Source organism: Bifidobacterium ramosum (assembly GCF_009299505.1).
GTDB classification, from domain to species: Bacteria; Actinomycetota; Actinomycetes; order Actinomycetales; family Bifidobacteriaceae; genus Bifidobacterium; species Bifidobacterium ramosum.
The window spans coordinates 33,435-59,073 of sequence record NZ_WBSM01000008.1; the positions used below are offsets into that span (position 1 = coordinate 33,435).

Annotated in this window: 19 protein-coding genes; 6 read left to right on the plus strand and 13 right to left on the minus strand. The window is 64.7% G+C overall.

The features are described from left to right. Positions 1-15: 15 nt before the first annotated feature. From DSM100688_RS07855 to DSM100688_RS07885, 7 genes are all read right to left on the minus strand, one after another. Positions 16-690, minus strand: coding sequence for a histidine phosphatase family protein (locus DSM100688_RS07855; RefSeq protein WP_152358549.1), 675 nt, complete (start codon positions 688-690; stop codon positions 16-18). Between the two features lie 153 nt (positions 691-843). Next, positions 844-1,470, minus strand: coding sequence for a 30S ribosomal protein S4 (gene rpsD, locus DSM100688_RS07860; RefSeq protein ID WP_152358550.1), 627 nt, complete (start codon positions 1,468-1,470; stop codon positions 844-846). Positions 1,471-1,718: 248 nt separating this feature from the next. Further along, positions 1,719-2,516, minus strand: a complete 798-nt coding sequence (locus tag DSM100688_RS07865; protein WP_152358551.1) for an ABC transporter ATP-binding protein — start codon at positions 2,514-2,516, stop codon at positions 1,719-1,721. Positions 2,517-2,521: 5 nt separating this feature from the next. Further along, on the minus strand, positions 2,522-3,733 hold the full coding sequence (locus DSM100688_RS07870) for an ABC transporter permease (RefSeq protein ID WP_163146899.1): 1,212 nt from the start codon (positions 3,731-3,733) through the stop codon (positions 2,522-2,524). A gap of 7 nt (positions 3,734-3,740) precedes the next feature. Further along, on the minus strand, positions 3,741-4,145 hold the full coding sequence (locus DSM100688_RS07875) for a DUF4418 family protein (protein WP_152358553.1): 405 nt from the start codon (positions 4,143-4,145) through the stop codon (positions 3,741-3,743). 382 nt (positions 4,146-4,527) lie between these two features. After that, on the minus strand, positions 4,528-7,212 hold the full coding sequence (locus tag DSM100688_RS07880) for an ATP-dependent helicase (RefSeq protein WP_152358554.1): 2,685 nt from the start codon (positions 7,210-7,212) through the stop codon (positions 4,528-4,530). Positions 7,213-7,316: 104 nt separating this feature from the next. After that, positions 7,317-9,317, minus strand: coding sequence for an acyltransferase family protein (locus DSM100688_RS07885; RefSeq protein ID WP_152358555.1), 2,001 nt, complete (start codon positions 9,315-9,317; stop codon positions 7,317-7,319). Positions 9,318-9,466: 149 nt separating this feature from the next. Here DSM100688_RS07885 and DSM100688_RS07890 point away from each other — a divergent pair, with 149 nt between their 5' ends. From DSM100688_RS07890 to DSM100688_RS07900, 3 genes are all read left to right on the plus strand, one after another. Then, entirely contained in the window at positions 9,467-10,048 is a 582-nt protein-coding gene (locus tag DSM100688_RS07890; RefSeq protein ID WP_152358556.1) for a xanthine phosphoribosyltransferase, read from the plus strand. A gap of 40 nt (positions 10,049-10,088) precedes the next feature. Next, positions 10,089-11,438, plus strand: a complete 1,350-nt coding sequence (locus DSM100688_RS07895; protein WP_152358557.1) for a nucleobase:cation symporter-2 family protein — start codon at positions 10,089-10,091, stop codon at positions 11,436-11,438. Positions 11,439-11,620: 182 nt separating this feature from the next. Further along, complete coding sequence (locus DSM100688_RS07900) at positions 11,621-13,111, plus strand: ATP-binding protein (RefSeq protein ID WP_152358558.1); 1,491 nt, start codon at positions 11,621-11,623, stop codon at positions 13,109-13,111. 16 nt (positions 13,112-13,127) lie between these two features. Here the strand turns inward: DSM100688_RS07900 and DSM100688_RS07905 are convergent, their stop codons facing one another. The 3 genes from DSM100688_RS07905 to DSM100688_RS07915 all read right to left on the minus strand — a co-directional run bounded on the left by DSM100688_RS07905 (position 13,128) and on the right by DSM100688_RS07915 (position 16,908). Beyond that, positions 13,128-14,588: an ABC transporter permease gene (locus tag DSM100688_RS07905; protein ID WP_152358559.1), complete on the minus strand. Its 1,461-nt coding sequence runs from the start codon at positions 14,586-14,588 to the stop codon at positions 13,128-13,130. Continuing rightward, on the minus strand, positions 14,575-15,837 hold the full coding sequence (locus DSM100688_RS07910; protein WP_152358560.1) for an ABC transporter permease: 1,263 nt from the start codon (positions 15,835-15,837) through the stop codon (positions 14,575-14,577). Before DSM100688_RS07910 ends, DSM100688_RS07905 begins: the two co-directional genes overlap by 14 nt. Positions 15,838-15,954: 117 nt before the next feature. Next, a complete protein-coding gene (locus tag DSM100688_RS07915) occupies positions 15,955-16,908 on the minus strand; it encodes an ABC transporter ATP-binding protein (protein WP_420837495.1) in 954 nt (317 codons plus the stop codon). Between the two features lie 276 nt (positions 16,909-17,184). Between DSM100688_RS07915 and DSM100688_RS07920 the strand changes: the two genes are divergently transcribed. Continuing rightward, entirely contained in the window at positions 17,185-18,411 is a 1,227-nt protein-coding gene (locus tag DSM100688_RS07920) for a sensor histidine kinase (protein WP_152358562.1), read from the plus strand. 4 nt (positions 18,412-18,415) lie between these two features. Further along, positions 18,416-19,060, plus strand: coding sequence for a response regulator transcription factor (locus tag DSM100688_RS07925; protein WP_152358563.1), 645 nt, complete (start codon positions 18,416-18,418; stop codon positions 19,058-19,060). A gap of 80 nt (positions 19,061-19,140) precedes the next feature. Here DSM100688_RS07925 and DSM100688_RS07930 read toward each other — a convergent pair whose 3' ends face one another. From DSM100688_RS07930 to DSM100688_RS07940, 3 genes are all read right to left on the minus strand, one after another. Continuing rightward, the gene (locus DSM100688_RS07930; protein ID WP_152358564.1) at positions 19,141-19,764 is read right to left on the minus strand and encodes a DUF47 domain-containing protein; all 624 of its coding nucleotides are present in this window, start codon (positions 19,762-19,764) and stop codon (positions 19,141-19,143) included. 34 nt (positions 19,765-19,798) lie between these two features. After that, positions 19,799-20,851: an inorganic phosphate transporter gene (locus DSM100688_RS07935; RefSeq protein WP_152358565.1), complete on the minus strand. Its 1,053-nt coding sequence runs from the start codon at positions 20,849-20,851 to the stop codon at positions 19,799-19,801. Positions 20,852-21,058: 207 nt separating this feature from the next. Further along, complete coding sequence (locus DSM100688_RS07940) at positions 21,059-23,536, minus strand: phosphoketolase (protein ID WP_152358566.1); 2,478 nt, start codon at positions 23,534-23,536, stop codon at positions 21,059-21,061. 445 nt (positions 23,537-23,981) lie between these two features. On the opposite strand from DSM100688_RS07940, the gene guaA reads away from it, so the two are divergent. After that, positions 23,982-25,544 carry a glutamine-hydrolyzing GMP synthase gene (gene guaA / locus DSM100688_RS07945; RefSeq protein ID WP_152358567.1) on the plus strand — a complete coding sequence of 521 codons (1,563 nt, stop codon included), beginning with the start codon at positions 23,982-23,984 and terminating at the stop codon, positions 25,542-25,544. Positions 25,545-25,639 lie beyond the last annotated feature (95 nt).

Below are 25,639 nucleotides of genomic sequence, written 5' to 3' on the forward strand. Positions count from 1 at the left end.
GGGCGGCGGGCGGCGTCACTGGTTGTAGCGCACGATCGTAAGCGACTCGCCGAACGGCTTCGCCGTGTCGAAGTCCACGTCGGTGACGGAGCCGTTGGCCGGTCGTTCGCTCAGGTCGAGTCCGTCGCCGCCAAACCGGTGCGCGAGGCTGAGCAGCGTGTTGCCGTGCGAGATCTGCAGCACGTCGTCGCCGTCATGCAGCGCGGGATTGGCGGCGATGAGCGCGAACGCGCCTTCGACGCGCGTCCAGTATTCGGCGTCGGATTCGGCGTCGTGGAACGGGTCGGCCTCCTTGAGAAAGTCGCGGGTGGCGGCGAGGCCGAACTTGGCGACGATGTCGTTGTAGTCCTTCGCGCCGTGAGGGCCTCCGGCGGCGGTCCAGGCGAGCGACATGTCCTGGCCTTCGAAGTATCCGTAGCACTGTTCGCGGAAGTGCATGTCGGAGACGAGGTCGGGGCGGGCGTGCCCAGCGGCCTCGTTGATGTCGAGGATGCGCGTGGCGGTGATCTGCGCGCGCGACGTGTCGGAGCAGTAGGCAGCGGCGAAGTCGTAGTGCGCGAGCTTGCGTCCGGCCTTGTCGGCGTCGGCGATGCCGGACTCGGTGAGCGGCGCGTTGCACCAGCCCTGCAGTCGGTTGTAACGGTTGAACGTGGTCTGTCCGTGGCGGACGAAGTGCAGATGCAGAATCATGGTTCGATTATGGCACCGCGCATGGTCGTCGTGACGTACGCACGCCCTGGATGCACCAACGGATACACGAACGCCCCGGGCGTATGCCACGGGGCGTTCGTGCGTATGTATGTCCTTAAGCTGTAAATTCTTACAGGGTGAAGAGGATCCAGATCAGCGAGCGTAGAACTCGACGACGTACTGGATGTTGACCTGCACCGGGATCTCCTCGGCTTCAGGCTTGCGGGTCAGGGTGGCCTTCAGGGAGGCGAGGTTCACGTCGAGGTAGCCGGGGACCTGCGGCAGCACGTCGCGGTGCACGCCTTCGGCGGCGATCTGGAACGGAACCATGGTCTGGCTCTTGGCCTTCACCTGGATGGTCTGGCCGGGCTTGACGCGGTAGGACGGGCGGTCCACGATGTTGCCGTCGACGAGGATGTGACGGTGCACCACGAACTGGCGGGCCTGGGCGGTCGTGCGGGCGATGCCGGCGCGCAGCACCAGGTTGTCGAGGCGAACCTCGAGATCCTGCAGCATGGCGTTACCGGTCTGGCCGGCGGTACGGGTGGCCTGCTCGTAGGAGCGACGCAGCTGCTTCTCGGACACGCCGTACTGGGCGCGCAGACGCTGCTTCTCGCGCAGACGCACCGCGTAATCGGACTCGGTGCGGCGGCGGGTGCGGCCGTGCTCACCCGGAGCGTACGGACGCTTTTCGAAGATGCGCTGAGCCTTCGGGGTCAGTGCGATGCCGAGGGCGCGGGAAAGACGCACCTGACGGCGGGAACGCTGAACGTTCGTCATTGGTATATTCCTTTGGTTGTTCTGTCGTTGTCTGAACGGAACGCGGCAATCGGGTGATTTCCGCGCTGAGCCGGCCTCTCCAGCGCTTGTTCGCGCGATGCGCGAACGGCAGGGAACCATAAGCTCCCGGTCGCCGACCCGCTGATGGGCTAAGGCTCCCAGACGGCATATGTCTCACGGCACACACCAATCGATAACTATACACATGGGGTGCGGACAGGCCATATCCGGCATGCCGTCCGCAGTGGTCAGGCCGTCGTGAGCACGCCCCGGTCCATCCGATAGGTGCGGTCGACATAGCCGAGTGCATCGGGATCGTGCGTGACCATGAGCACGGCGGTGCCGGCGTCGGCGGTTTGCCGCAGCAGCCGCATGACGATCGCCGTGCTGTCGGCGTCCAGATCGCCGGTCGGCTCGTCGGCGATGAGCAGCTTCGGCCGGTTCATCAGCGCGCGGGCGATCGACACGCGGCGCATCTCGCCACCGGACAGTTCCTTCGGATAGCAGTCGGCCAGATCGGACACCTGCAGCGCGTCGAGCAGCGTCCGGGCGCGTCGCGTGAGCGCGTCCTCGGTCGTCGCATCGGCCTCGGCAGGGGCGATCACGTCGGGCATGTCCGGATCCGTCGCCGGCGTCGCAGTCGTATCCTGCGTCGCATGCCGCACGGACGGCGTATCGTCATCGTTCCCGTCGGCCGCCGGCTCCCCCAGCATCACGGCCGGCAGGATCACGTTGTCCAGCACCGTCAGGTTCGCCAGCAGCGTGGCCGACTGGGTGACGAATCCGATCGTCCGGTTGCGCAGCCGTGCCATGTCGCGGTCGTTCAGCGAGCCGACCACGTGACCGTCGACGCGTACCGTGCCCGAGGTCGGGCTGAGCAGTCCGGTGACGAGGTTGAGCAGCGTGCTTTTGCCGTTGCCGGACCGGCCGACGATCGCGACGAACTCGCCGGTGTCGATGGTCAGGTTCACATGGTCGACGGCGGGAAACGCGCTGCCGCGGCGTGTGAATTCGCGGGTCAGATCGTGGATCTCGAGTATTGCCATGCCGGTCACTCCCCCTCGCGCAGGGTCAGGTACGTTTCCGGCGCGGACAGTTTCACGGCCGTCATGATCGAGGCGATGAGCCCGGTCGTCACGGCGAACAGCAGTCCGGCCGTTACCAATGCCAGCACGGTGAACGCGCCGGTCTGCAGGTAGGGCAGTTGCAGTTGCCTGCCGATGAGCGTGTTGAACGGCAGGATCGCAAGCGACGCGACCGCGATGCCGATCACACCGCCGGCGAGACCGACCGTCGCGGATTCCCGGACGATCAGACCGACGAGCATGCCGCGCGTGGCGCCCATGATGCGGTAGGCGGCGAACTCGCGCTTGCGTTCGTTCATCGAGGAGGCGAACACGGCGAACAGCACGACCAGTCCCATCGTCCAGAACACGGCGAGGAACAAGCCGGCGTAGCCGACGAGCGCGTTGAGGTTGGCGCGCGTGGTGGCCGTCACGCCGCCCGGATACACATAGCCGAGGGTGCCGATGCCGCTCGCCTTGGCGATGTTGTCGGCCACGGTGTGTGCGTCGTAGCCGTCCGCGGTTTTGATGAGCACCGCGGAGACGGCCGTGTCGGCGTACTCCTGCGGGATCGCCGCGTGGCCAACCTTGGCGGAGTACGCGACGACGTCGGGGATGGTGGTTTCGTTGACGAACACCGAGTTGTCGAGGCTGGTGCCGGTGGAGGCGAGCTGCGCGGCGACCGGGAAATCGTGGTTGTACAGTTTGATCGTGCCGTCGGCGGACACGTTGATGTTCGCGCCGGCAACGACTTCGCCGTTCTTGAGGTCGCCGTCGTACTGCGAGGTGATCCACGGTTCGATGACGAAGTCGGTGGCCGGGTCGAAGCCGATGATCTGCACCTTCTCGTCGCAGCAGGCGGCGGCGAGCGACGAGATGTACGTCTGTGCGGTGGCCTGGCCGATGCCGTCGGCCTTGGCGACGAGCTTCGCGATGTCGTTGGTGAAGTAGAACGTGCTCGAACTGCCACTGGTAAGCAGCGCTTCAGCTTTGGCACCGGTGTTCTGCGGCACGACCATGAGGTCGGCGCCCATGCGTTCCTGCATGCTGTCCAGTCCGGTTTTCAGGTTCGTTGCGAGCAGCGCTCCACCGTAGAACGCGACGGTGAGCATGGTGACGACGATGACAAGCGCGGCCGTGCGGAACGGCTTGCGTTTGAGATTCTCGAAGGGCAGTCGGCCGAGGGTGATGTGCGGCATGATGCGGTCACCGCACCGTCTTGGCGTCGCGGATGCCGAGCCATGCCGCGATGGCGGCGAAGATGATCGCGAGGACGCCGAGCACGATGAGCGTGGGCAGCGTGACCATGTGGCAGTGCATCATCGCGCCTTTGCACACGCCGATGAGCACGGTCGGCACGGCGATGACGAGCGCGGCGTTGAGCACGACCGCGATGTTGAGGCCGGCGCGCACCTTGGGCTCGACGAACAGGCCGATGACGCCGAGCAGCGCGATGACGACGCCGAGGCCGAGCGCGGCCTGCGCGGTGTAGTGGCAGGCCATCTTCATGCCGTCCTCGACCTTGCACACGTAGGCGAAGGTCTGCGGGGCGACGGCGATCAGCACGCCAAGCACGATGGCGGGCAGGGTGGCGAACAGTTTGCGGGTCATGTCTTCCTCTCGTTGATGCTCTGCGAACTGTGCAGATTATTCCAGTAACGAAACGGAAAAACAAGACTTGACTTTCGTCCGCGCCTACGCTACGGCATCCCCTTCAACGGACATACAGCCGATTCCGAGCCGCCAATCGGCTGGATGTCCGTTGAAGGGATAAGCGGGAGACAGACGACGCGACCATTGCATCGCCGCATCATTGCAACGTGCGCTCCCCTTTCCAACGGACATCCAGCCGATTTTCGGGCGAAAACGGCTGTATGTCTGTAAGGGTTATGGCTCCAACATCAATGGGCACGTCGTACTTCCTTACGACCCGTTTCTTCAACGGACATACAGCCGTTTTCACTCGAAAATCGGCTGTATGTCCGTCAGGGGGTTAGAGCTTTTCGATCGGCGCGAGGCGGAGCATGAGGCGCTTGACGCCGGCGGAGCCGAAGTCGACGGTGATGACCGAGTTGCGGCCCTTGTCCTGCGTCTCGACGACCTTGCCCAGCCCGTACGTGTCGTGCGTGATGCGGTCGCCGACCGCGAAGTCGGCGACGTTCAGCCCGTTGTCCTTGACGGCGCCCGAGGCTTGGCCGCCGGTGGACGAACCGCTCGACTTCGGCGTGACGCGACGCGTCGTCACCTTGCCGCTGCGCGACGACGACCCGGAACCATACCCGGACGACGAACCGTACCTCGAACCATACGACCGCGAACCACCGCCCGATCCGGAACCGTACGAACGCGAACTCGAACCGGATCCGAACCGCCGCGATGAACCGGGCGAACCGCTACCGGAACCGTACGACGATCCGTACGACGATCGTGATCCCGAACCATACGACGAACCGGACCCGTACGACGAACCGCCGAACGACGAGCGCGAACCGGACCCGTACGACGAGGACGATCCATAGGCCGATCCGCCGAACGTGGTCCCGCCTCCAAAATCGTCGTCGCCCCAGCCGCCGAACTCGTCGTCATCGTCGCCGAAGCCGCCCTGCCAACCGGCGCGCATCCGCTCGACGCCAGCCTCGCGCCGCTTCCAGTCGATGAGCCCGTCCGGGATCTCGTCAAGGAACTGGCTCGGCATCATCTCGTTGGCCTGCCCCCACTGGGCGCGCACGGCGGCGCGCGTCACGTACAGCCGCCGCTTGGCGCGCGTGATGCCCACGTACGCGAGCCGCCGTTCCTCGGCCAGTTCGCTCGCATCCTCCATCGCGCGCGAGTGCGGGAACGTGCCCTGCTCCATGCCGGTCAGGAACACGACCGGGTATTCGAGGCCCTTGGCGGTGTGCAGCGTCATGAGCGTCACCTTGCCGGAGTCCTCGCCTTCGGACGGCAGCTGGTCGGAGTCGGCGACGAGCGCGGTCGTCTCGAGGAAGCCGGCGAGCGTCGCGTCCGGCGTGTTCTGTTCGAATTCGGCGGCCACGGACTGCAGCTGCGACAGGTTCTCGACACGCGACGCGTCCTGCGGGTCCTCGGACCGTTTCATTTCGTCGAGCAGCCCGGACTTGGACAGCACCTCGGCGACGATGTCGCTCGGCTTGTTCGCCGGGTCGGCGGCGAACGCGCGCAGTCCGGCCATGAGGTCACGGAAGCCGCGCAGCTGGTTCGCGGTGCGGGTCGGCACGTCGCCGATCTGGTCGAGCCGTTCGATCGCGCCGTAGAACGGGATCGCGTTCGCCTCGGCGTATCCGGCGACGATCGCCTCGGCGCGCGCGCCGAGTCCGCGCTTGGGCACGTTGAGGATGCGGCGCATGTTCACGTCGTCGGCCGAGTTGACGATGGCCTGCAGGTAGGCGATAGCGTCCTTGATTTCGCGGCGTTCGTAGAAGCGCGTGCCGCCGACGAGCTGGTACGGCAGCCCGGCGTTGATGAGCGCCTCCTCAAGCGAGCGCGACTGCGCGTTGGCGCGGTACATGATCGCCATGTCCGAATACGCGGTGCCTTCTTCGGCGTGCAGCCGCGCGATCTCGCCGGCGATCCACGCCGCCTCCTGCTGCGCGTTGTCGGCCGCATAGCCGGTGATCGGCGCGCCCTTGCCGAGCGCGGTCCACAGTTTCTTCGGCTTGCGCCCCTCGTTGTTAGCGATGACCGCGTTCGCCGCGTCGAGGATGGTCTGCGTGGAACGGTAGTTCTGTTCGAGCATGATGGTCTTCGCGTTGGGGAAGTCCTGCTCGAAGTCCTGGATGTTGCGGATGTCGGCGCCACGGAACGCGTAGATCGACTGGTCGGAGTCGCCGACGACGGTGATCCACGCCTGCTGCCCGTCGGGCGAGTCGACGCCGGCGAGTTCGCGCACGAGCACGTATTGCGCGTGGTTGGTGTCCTGATACTCGTCGACGAGGATGAAGCGGAACTTATGGCGATAGTATGCGGCGACGTTCGGGTCGGCGCGCAGCAGTTCGACGGTGCGGCCGATCAGGTCGTCGAAGTCGACGGCGTTCGCGGCGGCGAGCCGGTGCTGGTATTCGGCGTAGACGATCGCGTACAGGGCTTCGGCGTTGCCGGGGTTACCGATGCGGTAGCCGCGCTGGCCGGGCCGGTAGTCGGGCGCCTGTTCGCGCAGTTTGGTCCGCCAGTCCTCGAGGTTGTTCTTGTAGTCGGAGATGCGCGAGAGGATCGCGCGCGGCGTGTACCGCTTCACGTCGATGTTGAGGTCGGCGGCGATGAGTTTGACGAGGCGCTCGCAGTCGGCCGTGTCGTAGATCGAGAAGCCGGAGTCGAGGCCGATGGCCTTGCCGTCGCGACGCAGGATGCGCACGCATGCCGAGTGGAACGTGGACACCCACATGCGTTGGGCGACCGGACCGATGAGCGCGGAGAGTCGTTCGCGCATTTCGGCGGCAGCCTTGTTGGTGAAGGTGATGGCGAGGATCTGGCTCGGCCAGGCGCCGCCCTGGCTGAGGATGTAGGCGATGCGCCGGGTGAGCACGCGCGTTTTGCCGGAGCCGGCGCCCGCGCCGATGAGCAGCGCCGGGCCGCGGTACTGCACGGCCTCAGCCTGCGGCGGATTGAGGTCGCCGACCAGTTCGTCGGCGCTGCGGACGATGAGATCCGGATCCTGCTGCACGATGCTCCCCTTCACGTTCGGTTGTCGTTTTGCGGCCTTACTTGTCTACCACAGACGGCGGTCAGTGCGGGAGCGAGATCCGATGCGGCGGCCGGAGCCTGCCGTCACACGCCGTGGTCCGCGATCCAGCCGGCGATCGCCTCCTTGACGACCTGCGCATACAGCTCCTGCCCCTGCTCGCCCGGATGGATGCCGTCGCTGCCGAGCAGCTGCGGCTGCGCGCCGATCGCCGCGTTCCAGTCGGCCACGGTGACGTTGCCCGGATGGGCGCTCGCATAGTCGAAGGTGGCTTTGTTCGCGACGGGGATCCACGACCGGTCGCCGTAGGCGGTGACGAGGACGAACACGTGCCCGTCGCCGGCGGCGTTGACGATGTCGTCGAATTCGGCGGCGTTGGATTCCGAATTGGTGTTGAGTGAGATGACGACGTACTTGCGCAACTGCCCCTGCGCCTTGAGTGTGGACACGATTTCGGGCGCTTTGAGGATGGAGCGCGACACCTGCGCGTCGACGACGACGCCGGGCAGCAGCTTGCTCAACGACGGGGACGCACCGACGGTGACCGAATCGCCGATGACGGTGACGTCCTTGCCGTCGAGGTGCTTGAGTGCCTCCTGCTTGGCCTGCTCACGCTTGCGGGCGGCCTCTTCGGCGCGACGCTTCGCTTCGGCGGCGGCCTTGGCCGCCTCGGCGTCGCTTTGCCGTTTGCCGGCCTGCTTGTCGAGCTCGCCCTGATTCTGTTCGAGCGTCATCTGGATGCGCGACTTGGCGGGCGCATGCATCACGCCGAACACGAAGCCGACGACGACCAGGATCGTGACGACCGTGGTGATGACGGCGCGCAGCCATGACGGCACGATGCCGCCGCGGGCGCGCAGCAGCGCGTCCTGCGCGGTCGCCGGCGGCTGGAATGCGGGCGCGCCGACCACCGGCGACGACTGCGAGCCGAACGGCGTGGAGGCTGCGGTGCGGGCAGCCGGGCGTTCGTCGGCGGCCTTGGCGGCGCGCCGACGACGCATCGCCGCGATCCAGCCGGCGACGGGCTTCTCGATCATCCACCACGACACGGCGGCCATGACGCCGCTGGAGATGAGCGTCAACGTCCAGATCAGCCAGATGCCGTCGCCGCGCCATGCGGGCAGCATCACCTGATACAGCAGGAACAGCGGCCAATGCCACAGGTAGATGCCATACGAGTATTTGCCGAGCAGCGCAAGCGGACGCCAGGTGAACAGCCCGCCCATCCACGATCCTTCGGCGACGCTGCCTGCGATGAGCACGACGGACAGCGCGGCGGCCGCGAACAATCCTCCGCGGAACGCGGACGCATCCTGCCCGACGCGCGTCATCAGCGCGATCAGCCCCAGCAGCGCGGCCGTCGCCAGCCACGACGCCGTCTCACGCCGCCACGGCGCGACGATCACCGGATGCGCCGCATCATCGTCCGTCTCCCGCCGATGCACGCACATCGCCAATGCGAGACCAAGCAGCAGTCCGAAGCAATGCGTGTCGGTACCGAAATATACGCGGGTCGGATCGGCCCCCGGCACGAACAGCAACGCCATGCCCACGGCCGACAGCACGGCCAGACCGACCGTCGCCGCCAATCGCACCGCGAACGGACGGATCAGCCGCAACACCAGCACCAGCAGCGGCATGATGACGGTGAACTGCGCGAGCAGGGCCACGAACCACAGGTGACGCAGCAGCTGCGGCGACGTCGAATCGAAATAGCTGCCGCCGGTCGCGATCTCATACCAGTTCGACGCGAACAGCGCCGACGCGGCGCTTTTGCCGCCGATGCGCACCAACGTATCGCGATCGGTCAGGAAGCCAAGGCTCACCACGGACGCGATCATGAACAGCATGGCAGGCCACAGACGGGCCAGACGGCGGACATAGAACCAGCCGACGGCGATGCGCCCGCTCCGGTCGAGCTCACGCAGCAGGCTCAGGCCGAGCAGGAATCCGGAAACGGTGAAGAACACATCCACGCCGACGAAACCACCGGCCAGATACCGCTGCGCCAAGTGGTACCAGATGATGCCGATCAGGGCGAATCCCTTGATACCGTCCATACTCGCATAGCGCGCATTGTGCTGCATGACCACTTCCCTCGAGCCTTCCATCGCGTTTCGTGCGCTGCAAGGCTACACAACAGGCTCGACCCTTCGGGGAGCCCGTGCCGAGGTCATCTGCGTCGCGTATGCTACATCCATAATTAACCGCCGTTTCACCTGATCAAAGGGGTTGTATGAAGGAGCTCGAAGAGCGCATCCGCAAGGAAGGAACCGTCAAGGAAGGCAACGTGCTGAAGGTCGACGCCTTCCTGAACCACCAGTGCGACGTGGCGCTGTACGATGCCATGGGCAAGGCGTGGGCCGAGCATTTCGCCGGCAAACCCATCACCAAGATCCTCACCATCGAGGCGTCCGGCATCGGCATGGCGTGCGTGGCCGCGCGTCACTTCGGCAACGTGCCGGTCGTGTTCGCTAAGAAGGCGCAGTCGATCAACCTCGACGGAGACCAGTACGTGACGACCGTGTACTCGTTCACCAAGCAGCGCGAATTCCCGGTGATCGTCTCGCGCAAGTACCTTGGCCCCGAGGACCATGTGCTGCTCATCGACGACTTCCTCGCGAACGGCAAGGCGCTGCACGGCCTGATCGACATCTGCAAGCATGCGGGCGCCACCGTCGAGGGCATCGGCATCGCCGTGGAGAAGGGTTTCCAGGGCGGCGGCGACCAGCTGCGCGAGGAGGGCTACGACGTGGATTCGCTGGCGATCGTCGAGTCGATGGATCCGAAGACCGGCGAGATCGAATTCCGTCACTGATCCCAAGAGCAATCAGAGAGCAAGAAGAGAGGAACCAAATTTGTCTGAGAAGAAGCAATCCGAGGCCGTCTCATTCGAAGCGCTGAGCAGTCTCGACGCGCCCGTCCCGTTCTGGAAGGGCATCCCGTTCGGTCTGCAGCACGTCATGGCCATGTTCGTGGCGAACCTCGCCCCGATCTTCATCGTCGCGTCCGCCGCGAAGATGGATGCGGTCCAGTCCGCGGCGATCATCCAGGCCGGTCTGCTGGTCGCGGGCCTCGGCACCTGCCTGCAGCTGTACGGCGCGTGGCTGATCGGCTCGCGACTGCCGATGGTCACCGGCATCTCGTTCACGTACGTCGCGGCCGCGTGCGCGATCGCCGCGGACAAGGGCTACGGCGCGGTCGTCGGCGCGGTGATCGTCGGCGGTCTGCTCGAGCTCGTGCTCGGTCTGACGGCCAAGTACTGGCGTCGGTTCGTGCCGCCGATCGTCTCCGCGATCGTCGTCACGTCGATCGGCTTCTCGCTGCTCAACGTGGGCGCGACCTCGTTCGGCGGCGGCTCCGGCGCGAAGGACTTCGGCTCGTGGCAGAACCTGACGCTCGGCTTGATCTCGCTCGTCGCCTGCCTCGCGTTCCAGCTGCTCATGAAGGGGACCGCCAAGCAGCTGTCCGTGCTGTTCGGTCTCGTCGTGGGCTATGTGGTCGCGATCTGCATGGGCAAGGTCGACTTCTCCGGTTTCCAGAACCTCGCGATCGTCTCCCTGCCGCAGTTCATGCCGTTCAAGCCGACGTTCGACTGGGGTTCGATCATCTCGCTCGGCCTGCTGTACGTCGTCTCCTCGGTCGAGGTGCTGGGCGACACGGCCGCGCTGACGAAGGTCGGCCTGAACCGCCAGCCCACCGAGCGCGAGACCGCGGGCGCGATCGCCGGCGACGGCCTGATCTCCTCCGTGTCCGGCCTGTTCGGCTGCCTGCCGCTGACCTCGTTCGCACAGAACATCGGCCTCGTGGCCATGACCAAGGTCGTCAACCGCAAGGTGATCCTCTCCGGCGGTCTGATCCTCGTGCTCGCGAGCTTCGTGCCGGCCATCGCCGAAGTGTTCAACTCGCTGCCGCAGGCCGTGCTCGGCGGTTGCACGATCATGATGTTCGGCAACATCATCCTCTCCGGCTTCCAGATGATCGCCGAGGCGGGCTTCTCGCAGCGCAACATCACGATCGCCGCGCTCTCCCTCACGATCGGCATCGGTTTCACGCAGGTGAGCGATATCTTCAGCCAGTTCCCGGCCCTGTTCCAGCAGATCTTCGCCTCGAACTGCATCGCCGTCGCCTTCGTCGTCGCCGTCATCCTCAACGCCGTCCTGCCGAGCGAGGAGCACTTCCTCGCCGCCCGCGGCGAGGAACAGTAAGCACAGCCTCGCTGCTCGCGGCGAGGAATAATAAGCACAGTCTCGCCGCCCGCGGCAAGACGAACCATCATGCATAGGCTTCCCGCCGATCTCGGCAGGAAGCCTTTCGTGTATGTGAATTCTCCATGAACCGCCGTCCCGGCGGCTTCGCCTGCGGCACAATGGTGTCAAGGAGGCTGGCCATGACCGACGACTACACCGCGAAGATGACCGAGCTGATCAACCTGATGCGTCTGATCGGCAACGACACCCAGCAATGCGAGGTCAAGGAGTGCAAACGTCGCATCTCATCGACCATCACCGACACCTTGTCCGCATTCTCGAACGGTTCGGGCGGCTGGATCATTCTGGGATTGTCGGAAAAGGCCGGGTTCACGCCGGTCGAGGGGTTCAATGCGCGCGCCATGCAGGAGTCGCTCAGCCAGGCGTGCGAGAAGATGACGCCGCCGGTCAGGCCGACGATCGTGACGTGCCCGTTCGAGGGCACGAATCTTGTGTTCGCCCGCGTGGACGAGATGCTGCCGCGCGACAAACCGTGCTTCCTGACCGAACAGGGACCGTACAACGGCTCGTACATCCGTACCGGCGACGGCGACCGGCATATGAATTCGTATGAGGTCGACCGGCTCATCGAGGAGCATCTGCAGCCGACCTACGATCTGGACATCGTGCCGAACGCCACGGTCGACGATCTTGATCCCACGCTTGTCTCCGGTCTGCTCGAACGGGTGCGCGACCAGCATCCGCATGTGTTCGCCGGGCGGAACGACACCGATACGCTGCTGGATCTGCAGGTGTTGCGTCACGACGATTCGGACGAGTCGCACGTCGGCGGCGTGTTGCGGCCGACGCTCGCCGGATTGCTGGCGCTGGGGCGATATCCACAGAAGTACTATCCGCGTCTGGGCGTCACGATCGCCGTGTTCCCCGGAACCAGTCTCGACGATGTGTTCCGTGGCGACGAACGACTGGTCGCATCCAAGTCGATCGTCGGTCCGATCCCGGTGATGATCGACGACACGGTCGAATCGCTGATGCATTGGATCGGCGCCAAGAAGCCGGATTATCCGCCCATCGTACTGCGCGAGGCGATCGCGAACGCGCTCACCCACCGCGACTACTCCCCCGACGCCCGCGGTACGCAGGTGCATGTCAGCGTGTTCACCGACCGTATCGAGATCGCCAATCCGGGCGGACTGTACGGTACCGTCACGCATAACGTGCTCACCGACCCGCATCCGGTGTCGGGAACGCCATTCCAGTCGACCCGCAACCAGTTCCTGTTCACGCTGCTCGAATCGACCCCGTATCCGGGCGGCGGGTACGTGAACCCCGAAGGCGGCGACGGCTACCAGCGCATCGCCGCCGCGTTGCGCGAGGCCGGCATCGAACCGGCGACCACGGTGAACACGATCAACACGTTCACCATGACGATCACCAAACAGCGCACCGCACGGCTTGGTTCGCCCGGTGACATCTCCAAGGCGATCACCACGGTGCTGGAACGCCATTCGGCGATGAGCGTCAAGGAGATCATGCGCGAACTGCAGCTGACGCCGCTCGCCGCCACCACCGGTCTGCGCGAGCTGCTGCGCGAGGGCCGGGTCACCCCGGTCCGGTTCCAGGACGACCCGGACCAGCGCTACCGGCTGAACATCAGCCGAACCGCGTGACCGGCGGCGACGCGACTCACGCCTCGGCGAGCTGGGTCGTCGCCGGGGCCGTGTCCAATGGCCGCATCCGGCGCATCCGTCCCACCGCAAGTCCGATGCACACGAACGTCACCGCATACAGCGCGACGATGCCCGACCCGCTCAGCCAGCCGGCGACGTTCGCCCCACCTGTGCCGACACCAAGCGCCGCGTCGATCGACGACGTGTACCACCAGCCAGGCGTCAGCGTGACGAGCGGAACGATCGCGTCGGGCATCATGCTCACGGGGAACGCGATGCCCGAGGTGAACATGATGAGCAGGCCGAACACGTTGGCGAATCCGTTGGCGGCCGTATCGGAGGCGCCGAACTCGCCAAGCATGAACCCGCAGGCCACGCACATGAGGCTGAACATGCAGGCCGAACCAAACGTCATTGCCACACCCGTCGTCGGCAACACGGTCGGATCGGCTCCGGCCGCGGCCGTCAGCCCCAATGCGGCGATGAGGTAGGCCACGCAGATCAACAGCGCGAAGACGCAGAGCACACCCATGCGTTTCAATCCGATCGACGCCGCCACCGGGGACGCCGCAAGCCTGCGCCGCAGCTCCCCCGCGCCGAATACGCGCGACACGAGACTCACGCACACGCTCAATGTCAGGAACAGCGGATACACCGCGGTTTTCATCGTGTCGCCGAATCCCGATGCGACCGGATTCACCGTGCCGGCATCTCGCTTGTCCTTCGACGTGATCTTCTCCACGGCGACCGTACGGTTGATATCCGCATCATGCGCCGTCTTCGCGGCACTGTCGGCGGCATTTTTCACATCGTCCATCGTCAGATCGGTCATCGTGCCTTCCGGCAGCGACTCGATGTCGAACGCGGACGGATCGACCGCGATCTTCGACCAGTCACCGTCCGTCCCGGTATTCTGACCTGCGGATGCCCCGACGCCGGCGGCTCCCCCACTCATCTTCACGTACCAGTCCTTCAGCGCGGCCTGGTCGATGTGCGCATGTCCGCCGATCAGCGCGATGCGGACGAGCGAGAGGAATCCGCTCACGTTCATGCCGCCGATCGTGCCGGCTCCGGACGCGTAGCTCGTGACCGTCTCGACCTGCGGCATGGCACCGCCGGAACGCGCGGCCGCAAGGAACCGGTCCGCGTATCCGTTCGGGATGATGACGATGAGATCGGTCCAATTCGAGGCGACGGCCTGCTGCAGCGATTCGGAGTCGTCCTTCAGATCGATCAGCGTGGCGGATTCGGACAGATAGTCGCGTAAGGCTCCGGCGATGCCGCCGCGGTTGTCGTCCCGATCGACGACGGCGACGTTGACCTTGGCCGGCTCGTAGGTGTCGGCGACGGGCCGGTTGGCGGCGGTGATCTGCGACCAGCTGAGCGTGAACATCATGACGCCCATGAGCACGAGATAGATGATGATGTACGTGCGGTGCGCGATCAGCACGCGCACGGTGGCCTTACAGGTGTTCATAGCGTTGCCTCCTGAGCATGATCACGCCGGCCATGAGGAACACCGCGCTCATCGCGAGCAGGATGGCGCAGGTGCGGATGAACGGCTGGGTGCTGTCGTAATACATGAGCGAGTAGAACAGGTTGGTGACTTGTTGGGTGGGGTTGATGGCGGCGAGCAGCGGGACCTTGCGCGAGATCAGGTCGCTCAATTCCATCGCGAACCCGCCGTACAGGCCGCTGAACAGCGACAGTCCGCAGGCGATCGCGGTGGATATGCTCTGCTTGACGCCGTCCGTGAGCTTGGGGATCGCACCGATCATCGTGCCGAACGAACAGGTCATGAACGAGGCGACCACCACGGCGAGCACGGCCAACGGTTCACGCCCACCGACCGCGATGCCGCACACGTAACGGATGTAGGCGAGCGCGACGAGCAGGCACGCGCAGGAGCACAGCCAACCGGCGAGGAACCCGGCAAGCAGCTGTCTGGCGCGGCCGAGCGGCGCGACGGTGCGGCGGATGCCGAGTGCGGAGAGATTCGCCTGCGCGGTGGTGACGGTATGGATCATGTACGACATGGCGAGCAGACAGGCCATGCCCATGAGCGCATAGTAATATCTCGCCATCACGTCGGGTTTGAAGTTGGTCAGTGAGATCTCCTTCGTACCGTTCATGGCCGAGCCGATGCCGTTCCAGAACGTGCGCGTGAGGGCGGCGGTCGGGTTGTCCTTCAACGCAGTTTTCACGGTCGCGCTGGTGCGGTTGTATTGGTCGATCACGTTGTCGAGCGCGGCGAGGGAGACATCGAGTCCCACGTCCTGCGTGCCGTTGTTGGCCGTGGCGACGGTGTCGGAGCCGAGCGTGAGCGCGATGCGGCCGTCGCCGTCCGCGGCGATGACGCCATCCGTCTTGCCTCGGGTCAGCAGGTCACGGGCCTGTGCGGCGGAGTCGACCTTGGTGACGTCCAGCAGGCGTATGTCGATGTCGATGTCGCCGATGGTCGTGTCGGCGTTGTCACCGCCGGTCGCCTTATCCGTTCTGCCGTCGCCGGCGAGCGCGGTGATCAGCGTGTCCGCGCCGACCGCGTTTGTCCAGTTCGTGTCCTGGACGACGGCGACGGGTACCGGGGTGATGCTCATGGCCTTGTCGAGTCCGCCGAACACGCCGTTGAACATGGTCGCCAGCGCGATCGGGAACACGATGAGCCAAAACAGCGAACTTTTGTTGCGCAGGTTCATTTTCAGGGTGACGATGAAGGTGCTCCACATGGCGTTCTCCTTTCCTTGGGTGAGGCGTGGGTGCCGATCGAATGGTTTCCCTCTCCGAGAGGAGCTGTCAGCCTGCGGCTGACTGAGAGGAGCCACCCGACCGGCCTCATCCACTCCTCAGTCCCGCAGCGCCTTGCCGGTCAGTTCGAGGAACACGTCGTTGAGGCTTGGCGGCCGGCTGGTCAGATGGCCGAGGTTCGCGCCCGCGCCGCGCAGCACGCCGATCAGGTCGACGAGGTTGTGGTCGCCGCGCCGGCAGCGTACGGCCAGCTCGTGGCCGTCGTACGTCGCCTCGATCACGAACGGGAGCGCGCGTACGGCCGCGAGCGCGTCGTCGGTCAGATCGAACGTTTCGATGGTGATCCGCTCCCCCGTGTCGATCATGGCCTTGAGTTCGTCGGCGATGCCGAGCGCGAGATGCCGGCCGTGGTCCATGATGAGGATGCGGTCGCAGATCTGTTCGACCTCCTCCATGTAGTGACTCGTGTAGATCACGGTCGCGCCGTCCCGGTTGAGCTTCTGGATGCCTTCGAGGATCGCGTTGCGGCTTTGCGGGTCGACGGCCACGGTCGGCTCGTCGAAGAAGATCAGGTCGGGCCTGTGCGCGATGCCACAGGCGATGTTGAGACGACGCAGGAGGCCGCCGGAGAGTTTGCCCGGGCGGAATTTGCGGAATTCCTGCAGTCCGGCGAAGTCGATCGCCTCTTCGACGAGCGGCGCGCGGTCGGCTTTCTTCGGCACGTACAGCGAGCAGAAGTAGTCGATGTTTTCGGTGACGGTCAGCTCGTTGAACACGGCAACGTTCTGCGGCACGATGCCGATGCGGCGCTTGAGCGCATAGCTGGTCGGCGTCATCGGCTGGTCGAACACGCGGATCGTGCCGGCGTCGTAGGTGAGCAGCGCGAGGATGCAGTTGATGGCGGTGGTCTTGCCGGAACCGTTGGGTCCGAGCAGGCCGAAGATCTCGCCCTGGTTCACATCGAGGTCGAAGTAGTCGAGCGCGACCATGTCGCCGTATCGTTTGACCAGTTGACTGACATGGACGGCCGGCGTGTCGGTGATGTCGGTCATGTCCGCTCCTTTCCTTGGGATGATTTCATCATCGCGCGTGGGGCGTGACGATGCCACAGCCATCCGTCACGACGTGGCCGGGCGGACGTGACATTTGTCACGGGTTTGCCGGTTCCCGGGATTTTCGGCGGAATATCCCGGGAACCAGCCCATGTTCGGTTTTTCTCGCAATCGTTGGAACGCCGCTGATCGCGATGTGCGCAATGTTCGATGCTGTGCGTTTGCCGGTTCCCGGGATCTGCACGCCGCATCCCGGGAACCGGCTACCATGAGGGCATGCTCATCTTGCTGGACAAAGCGTTGCTCTTGGCCTGTGCAACGGCCATGGCCGCGCTGTCCGGTTGCGACACCGCCGCGCTGATCGGTCTGTTGACGGCGATCTCCCTGTCCTGTCTGGGCGAATGGCTGATGTTGCGACGCGTCGCTCCTGCCATGACCGCGCTGCCGGCGGGCGTCTGCATCGTGGCAGCCCTGCTCATGCCGCGCTGGTGCGTGTTTTTGCCGGTCGTCGCCTATGATCTGGCGCGTCTGCCAGTGGCGTGGCATGATGCGCGCGCGGATAGGCTGGTCAGATGGCTGTCGCCGCTAGTGCCGACGACCATCGCCATGGCGCGTATGGGCGATGTCTCCGACCGGCTGATACTGCTTGTGGCCGGTCTGGTCACCGTGATCGGTCTGATGCTGGGCCGGTCGCGCGCGACGGTGCTGCGGCTGCGGCGGACGCTGCGGCATACGCAGGATATCGCCCGTGACGGCAACCGTGCCAACCGTCGCCGCATGGCCGACATCGCCGAGGAACGCTCGCAGTCGGTGCGCATGGCCACGCTGAACGAGCGCACGCGTATCGCCCGCGAGATCCACGACAACGTCGGCCATCTGCTTACCCGTGCGATCATGCAGGCGCAGGCCGGCAGGGCGGTGGCCGACGCGACGGGCGACGCGGTGGCTTCCCAAGGGTTCGGCGCATTGCACGGCACATTGGACGAGGCGATGACGATGGTGCGGCGTTCCGTGCACGATCTGGCGGACGACGGTACGGATTTCGCCGCGCAGATCACGGACGCGGCGCATGCGTTCGGCATGGCGACGCCCGGGTTCACGGTAACGCTGTCGAACGAGATCACGGATGCGCCGGCACCGGTGACCCACTGTTTCGCCACAGTGATCCGTGAATCGCTGTCGAATGTGGTCCGGCACAGCGATGCATCCACGGCGACGGTGACGTTGCGTGATTTCCCGGCGATCTGGCAGCTGGTCATCGAGGATCCGGGCCCGGTGAAGGCCATGGCCGACCGTCATGACGAATCGGACGGCGAGGCAATGCGCGGCATGGGATTGGCCGATATCGACAGCCGCGTGCGAGCGCTCGGAGGCATGGCATCGTGTGGCCCGTATCACGATGGATGGCGCGTGTTCGTCACGGTTCCCAAGCGGCGATGGGCCTACCATGATCCCGACGGGAAACATGACGGCACCGTCGAGTCGGGCGTATCAAGGAGCTGATGTCATGAGAACGGCGATTGCGGACGACGATCCGATCGTATGCCAGTCGTTGGCGACGATCCTGACGGCGACGCATACGGCGGACGTGCTGTGGACGGCGAACGACGGGGACGCTGCGGTGGCACAGTATTTCAGGTCGCCGTCCAGCCGGCCGGACGTGCTGCTCATCGACGTGCAGATGCCCGGCAAGGACGGGCTGGCCGCGGCGCGCGAGATTCTTGCCAAGGATCCGGCGGCGAAGATCCTGTTCCTGACCACGTTCGCGGACCGATCGTACATCACACAGGCGGTGTCGCTCGGCGCGCGCGGCTATCTCATCAAGCAGGACGTCACATCGGTCGGCCCGGCGTTGCAGGCGGTGATGGCCGGGCAGATCGTGTTGGGCGCCGACGTGCTCGGCAAGCTCTCAACACCGGATTCGCCGGAGGAAGCCGACCGTACGGCCGACCGTCAGGCGTTCGACCGGCTGTCCGACCGCGACCGCGAGATCGCCGCATTGGTCGCCGAAGGGCTCGACAACCGCGACATCGCCGCGAAGCTGTTCGTCAGCGAAGGCACCGTACGCAACCGCATCAGCGGCATCCTCGACAAACTGGGACTGACGAACCGCACCCAGCTCGCGATCCTCTGGCTCAACGCCCACCGCTGATCCCGATTTCCAAGGAGGCGGATCATGGCTTCCCTCCCCGAGGGGAGCTGTCGGCGCAGCCGACTGAGGGGAGCGTCCGGTCAGCTGTTCTTCATGACGATGCTGTCGACCGTGTCGGCCACATGCTCGCAGTCGTCGGCGCACTGTTCGAGGTTGCGGTACACGTCGTGCCAGGCGAACATCTGCATCGGATCGTCGCAGGTGGTGTGCAGCGTGCGCATCGCCTCGATGAACACATGGTCAGCGTCGGTTTCGATGGTGTTGATGTCGAACACGAGTCCGCGCAGGGTCTTGGAGCGTTTGAACTGCGGCAGTTCCGCGACGAGCAGCGCGATGCGTTCACAGGCGCGTACGACCATGTCGGCCATGTGCAGCGCGTCATCACGCATCACGGTCACGTTGTCGTAGTACATGCGGTCGAGCACGCCTTCAATGCTGTCGGTCACGTCGTCGAGCACATGGCTGAGCCGGGCGATGTCCTCGCGGTCGAACGGCGTGATGAACGCGGTCACCAGTTCGTCCATCATCTGGTGGCGCACCTCGTCGGCCGACTGTTCGATCGCATGCATGGCGTCCATGCGCTCACGCAGCCGCTCGGGATTATAGTCATGCATCACGTCCGACAGCAGGTGCGCGGCCTGGCATGCGCAGTCGGCACTCCGCTTGAAGCCGTCGAAATAGAACGCGTCGTTTTTCCGTGCCATTGCTGGTGGTCCTCCTCAAAAAAAACAGTACCGGTTAGAACACGAACATGAACAGTCTGGCCATGACGAAGCTGATGATGCCGCAGCCGGGGAACGTGAACACCCAAGTGAGCATCATGTCGCGTACCACGCCGAAGTTGATGGCCGACAGGCGCCGGACCGCGCCGACGCCCATGATGGCGCTGGTCTTGGTGTGCGTGGTGGAGACGGGGATGCCAAGCACGGTCATGAGCAGCAGGCACAGCGCGCTTGACAGGTCGGCGGAGAAGCCTTGGTACTTTTCGAGACGGACCATGTCCTGGCCGACGGATTTGATGATCTTCTCGCCGCCGACGGACGTGCCGACGCCCATGATGGTGCTGCACAGGATCATGAGCCACACGGGGATCACCACGCCCGCGACGCTCGACTGGCCGTTGCAGAACGCCATGCCGAGGAACAGCACGCCGATGAACTTCTGGCCGTCCTGCGCGCCGTGCATGAAGCTCATGGCGGCCGCGCCGACGATCTGCGCGTAGGTGAAGAACCCGTTGGTACGTCGCCGATCGAGACTCGCGCAAATCAGGGTAACAGCCTTGCACACGATCCAGCCCATGCCGAAGCCGATGAGCAGGCTGGCCACGAGGCCGTAGAGCACCTTGACCCATTCGCCCATATTGATGCCGCCCATACCGCCCTGGATGGCAATGGCCGCGCCGGACAGGCCGGCGATGAGGCTGTGGCTTTCCGACGTGGGGATGCCGAGCATGGACGCGCCGACGCTGTAGATGACGATGGAGAACAGCGCCGCGCACAGGGCGATGAGCGCGGCGTGCGTGTCGCCGCCGAAGTCGACCATGGTGGAGATGGTGGACGCGACCGACGCGTTGACCTGCGTCATGAGGAACACGCCGAGGAAGTTGAGCACCGCGGCCATGATAACGGCCGACCGCACGCGCATGCACCGGGTGGTCACGCAGGTCGCAATGGCGTTGGGCGCGTCGGTCCATCCGTTGACAAAGATGACGCCGAGCGTCAGCAACGTTGTCACGGCCAGTGCGGGATTGGAAAGCACCTGTTGGACGAAATACGATAGGGACACATCCAAGGGGGATCGTTCCTTCTTCTTCGAGGGCGAGCGTGCGGACAGTTTGATTGTATACGATGACCGACTACGTAGTCGTATCCGTTCGTGTCGTGTTGCGTCTTTCCTCGTGCGACAGGTGGGTGGAGCGATCACGTGGCAATGAAAAAGCTCCCCGGGGGATATCCCTCGGGGAGCTTGACTCCTTATGACCTAGCGATCAGGCTATCGTCACTCGTTGTCGCCGGCGGTGGCGGCGGTCGCGGTGATGGCGCCCTTCTCCTCGGTGTTCAGGCCGGAGTACACCCAGTCGGTGTAGTCCGGGTGATCGTAGCCGTTGTCGACCGCGAACTGGAAGGCTTCCTGACGGAAGTCCTCGAGCTCCTTGATCTTGTCGGCGTACTTGTCGGCGTCGATCATGCGCAGGGCCTCAGCGGTCAGCTCGTAACGATCGATGCGGTTCACGCGAACCATGTCGTACGGCGTGGTGGTGGAGCCTTCCTCCTCGTAGCCGTGGACGTTGAAGTTGTCGTGGTTCGGACGATCGTAGATCAGGCCGCGCACGTCGTGGGCGTAGGAGTGGTACGCGAACAGCACCGGCTTGTCGGCGGTGAAGATGTCGGCGAACTCCTCGTCGGTCAGGGCCTCGTCGTTCTCCTTGGCGGACTGCAGGGAGAGCAGATCAGCCACGTTGACGACCTTGAACTTGATGCCCAGTTCCTTCAGCTTGTCGGAAGCGGCCATGATCTCCTGAGTCGGGACATCGCCGGCGGCGGCAAGCACGACCTCGGCCTCATCGTTGGTCTTCGCGGTGGAAGCCCAATCCCAAGCGGCGGCACCCTTCTCGAGCTCGGCGCGAGCCTCGTCGAGGGTCAGCCAGGTGGCGGCCGGCTGCTTGCCGGCGATGATGGCGTTGATCTTGTTGGTGGACTTGTAGCACTTCTCGGCGATGGCCAGCAGCATGTTCGCGTCGGTCGCGAAGTAGATGCCGATGACGTGGTCGTTGTGGAAGCACTTGTTCAGCAGGACGGAGGTGACACCCGGATCCTGGTGCGAGAAGCCGTTGTGATCCTGACGCCACACGTGCGAGGAGACCAGCAGGTTCATGGAGGCGATCGGCTTGCGCCACGGGATCTCGCGGACGGTAGCCTCAAGCCACTTGGCGTGCTGGTTGAGCATGGAGTCGATCACGTGCACGAAGGACTCGTAGGAGCTCCAGATGCCGTGACGGCCGGTCAGCAGGTAGGCCTCGAGGAAGCCTTCCATCTGGTGCTCGGACAGCTGCTCGACGACCTGGCCGGAGACGTGCATGTGCTCGTCGACCTCGTCGGAGATGTAGCCGGCATCCCACTGCTTGTTGGTGACCTCGTAGGAGGCCTGCAGACGGTTGGAAGCGGTCTCATCCGGTCCGAAGATGCGGAAGTCGTGCATGTTGCGGGCGATGATGTCGCGGGTGTAGACACCGAGGCGACGGGTGGCCTCGAGCTGGCCCCAGCCGTGGCCGTACTTCTTGACTTCCTTGACCTCGTAGTCCTCGAGGTTCGGCAGATCCAGATCCTTGCGGATCAGGCCGCCGTTGGCGTTCGGGTTGGCACCGATACGCAGCTCGCCCTTCGGCATGAAGGCGGTGACGTCTTCCTTCACGGCGCCGTTCTCGTCGAACAGCTCCTCCGGCTTGTAGGACTCGAGCCAGTTCTTGAGGACCTCGAAGTGGGCCTCGGTATCGCGGGCGGAAGCCAGCGGCACCTGGTGCGAGCGCCAGGAGCCCTCGGTCTTCTTGCCGTCGATGTACTTCGGGCAGGTCCAGCCCTTCGGGGTGCGGAAGATCAGCATCGGGTAGAACGGACGGTGCACGTTGTCGGTCTGGGCGGTCGCCTTGATGTCGCAGATCTCGTCCCAGATGGTCTCCCACAGCTCGGCGAAGCGGCGGTGGATGGACATGTGGTCCTCATCGTCGAAGCCGGCGACGAACTCGTACGGCTCGTAGCCCATGCCGTGGAAGAACTCGTGGAGCTCTTCGTCGGAAATGCGGGACAGGATGGTCGGGTTGGCGATCTTGTAGCCGTTGAGGTGCAGGATCGGCAGCACGATACCGTCGGTGCGCGGGTTCACGAGCTTGTTGGACTGCCAGCCGGTGGCCAGCGGGCCGGTCTCGGCCTCGCCATCACCGACGATGGCCGGCACGAACAGGGACGGGTTGTCCATGATGGCGCCGTAGGCGTGGGACAGGGCGTAACCCAGCTCGCCACCCTCGTGGATGGAGCCCGGGGTCTCCGGAGCGAAGTGGGACGGGATGCCGCCCGGGTAGGAGAACTGACGGAAGAACTTCTGCAGACCAGCCTCGTCCTTGGTGATCTTCGGGAAGGTCTCGGTGTAGGTGCCGTCCAGGTAGGACTGGGAGGTACCGGCCGGGCCGCCGTGGCCCGGGCCCATGATGATCACGGTGTTCTGGCCGTGGTCGGCGATGAAGCGGTTGATGTGGCCGATGAGGAAGTTCAGGCCCGGAGTGGTGCCCCAGTGGCCAACCAGACGGTGCTTGACGTCTTCACGAGTGAACGGCGCCTTCATCAGCGGGTTGGAACGCAGATAGATCTGGCCGATGGAAAGGTAGTTGGCGGCGCGCCAGTACTTGTCAACGCCTTCGAGGGCTTCCTCGGAAACCGGAGCGTTGAGCTTCTTCCAAGGGGTGCCAATAACAGGACTCGTCATATGTACTCCTGTACTCCTGCACTGTGTTGTGCGATTGATTGTTATCGGTAGGTCATGGGCCGTGCCGAACCTTGCGATTTAGCCGTGCTCAATCCCAATCACTTGGCATCATACGATCGAAGCCCGACTTTTGGCCGATTTTTTGCGTGTCTGTTCGAAAATGTTATGAAAATCTAACCTTTTGTTTGCTTTCGATGGGGATTTTGTGAACACGGAATTTACCGGCGAACGGTTGGAAAACGGCGATATTCCGCGGAAAATCGGTGCTTCATATATATTAACCGCGTTCACTTCACCCGTATCACACGCGGCGTGTTGTTCAACCGAACGTAACACTCTGTTACATTCCCCCGACGTGCCGCGATGCCGGGCAATGTCGCCTTGCGCCGCCACAATGGATCTGTTAACCGTCTGGCATACCCAACATGTATTAAAGGGAGAATTCATGGCAACAGGTCCTGTCCTTGTCGTTGATTTCGGAGCCCAGTACGCCCAGCTCATCGCGCGCCGCGTGCGCGAGGCCGGCGTCTACTCCGAGCTCGTGCCCCACTCCATGCCGGCCGACGAGATCCTCGCCAAGGATCCCAAGGCCATCATCCTGTCCGGCGGCCCCGCCTCCGTGTTCGAGCCGGGCGCCCCGCGCGTCGACACGAAGCTGTTCGACGCCGGCGTCCCCGTGCTCGGCATCTGCTACGGCTTCCAGGCCATGGCCTACGCGCTCGGCGCGGACGTCGACAAGGCCGCGCTCGGCGAATACGGCAAGACCGAAACCACGATCGACCACGCGGACGGCATCCTCGCCGGCTCCCCGGCCGAACAGAACACGTGGATGAGCCACGGCGTCGCCGTCAAGACCGCCCCCGCCGGTTTCGAGGTCCTCGCCCACACCGAAGGTGCCCCCGTCGCCGCCATGCAGGACGAATCCCGCAAGCTCTACGGCGTGCAGTGGCACCCCGAAGTCAAGCACACCCCGATGGGCCAGCAGCTCATCGAAACCTTCCTCCATCAGTGCGCCGGCCTGCCCAACGACTGGGACGCCTCCAGCATCATCGAGGACCAGGTCAGGAAGATCCGCGAACAGGTCGGCGACGCCGAGGTGATCTGCGGGCTGTCCGGCGGCGTCGATTCCGCCGTCGCCGCGGCCCTCGTGCACAAGGCCGTCGGCGACCAGCTCACCTGCGTGTTCGTCGACCACGGCCTGCTCAGGAAGGGCGAGGTCGAGCAGGTCAAGCACGACTTCGTCGCGGCCACCGGCATCCGCCTCATCACCGTCGACGCCGCCGACGACTTCCTCACCGCCCTGAAGGGCGTCTCCGAACCGGAGAAGAAGCGCAAGATCATCGGCGAGAAGTTCATCCGCACCTTCGAAAAGGCCCAGCGCCAGGTCCTCGAAGAGGCCGGCGCCCGCGGCAAGGAAGTCAAGTTCCTCGTGCAGGGCACCCTCTACCCCGACGTCGTCGAGTCCGGCGGCGGCGACGGCGCGGCCAACATCAAGAGCCACCACAACGTCGGCGGCCTGCCCAAGGACCTCAAGTTCCAACTCGTCGAACCGCTGCGCACCCTCTTCAAGGACGAGGTGCGCGCCATCGGCACCGAACTCGGCCTGCCCGACGAAATCGTCTGGCGTCAGCCGTTCCCCGGCCCGGGCCTCGGCATCCGCATCATCGGCGAGATCACCAAGGAACGCCTCGACCTGCTGCGCGAAGCCGACGCCATCGCCCGCGAGGAGCTCACCAAGGCCGGCCTCGACCGCGACATCTGGCAGTGCCCCGTCGTGCTCCTCGCCGACGTCCACTCCGTCGGCGTCCAGGGCGACGAGCGCACCTACGGCTCCCCCATCGTCCTGCGCCCCGTCTCCTCCGAAGACGCCATGACCGCCGACTGGTCTCGCCTGCCCTACGACGTCCTCGCCACGATCTCCACGCGCATCACCAACGAATGCCGCCAGATCAACCGCGTCGTGCTCGACTGCACCTCCAAGCCCCCGGCAACCATCGAATGGGAGTGATGAAGCAACGAAAGCGGGTCGGAATCGTAATGGTTCCGACCCGCTTTTGTATGTCGCGGCGGGATCGGTTTTCCGGTATAATCCTTGCGTTTACG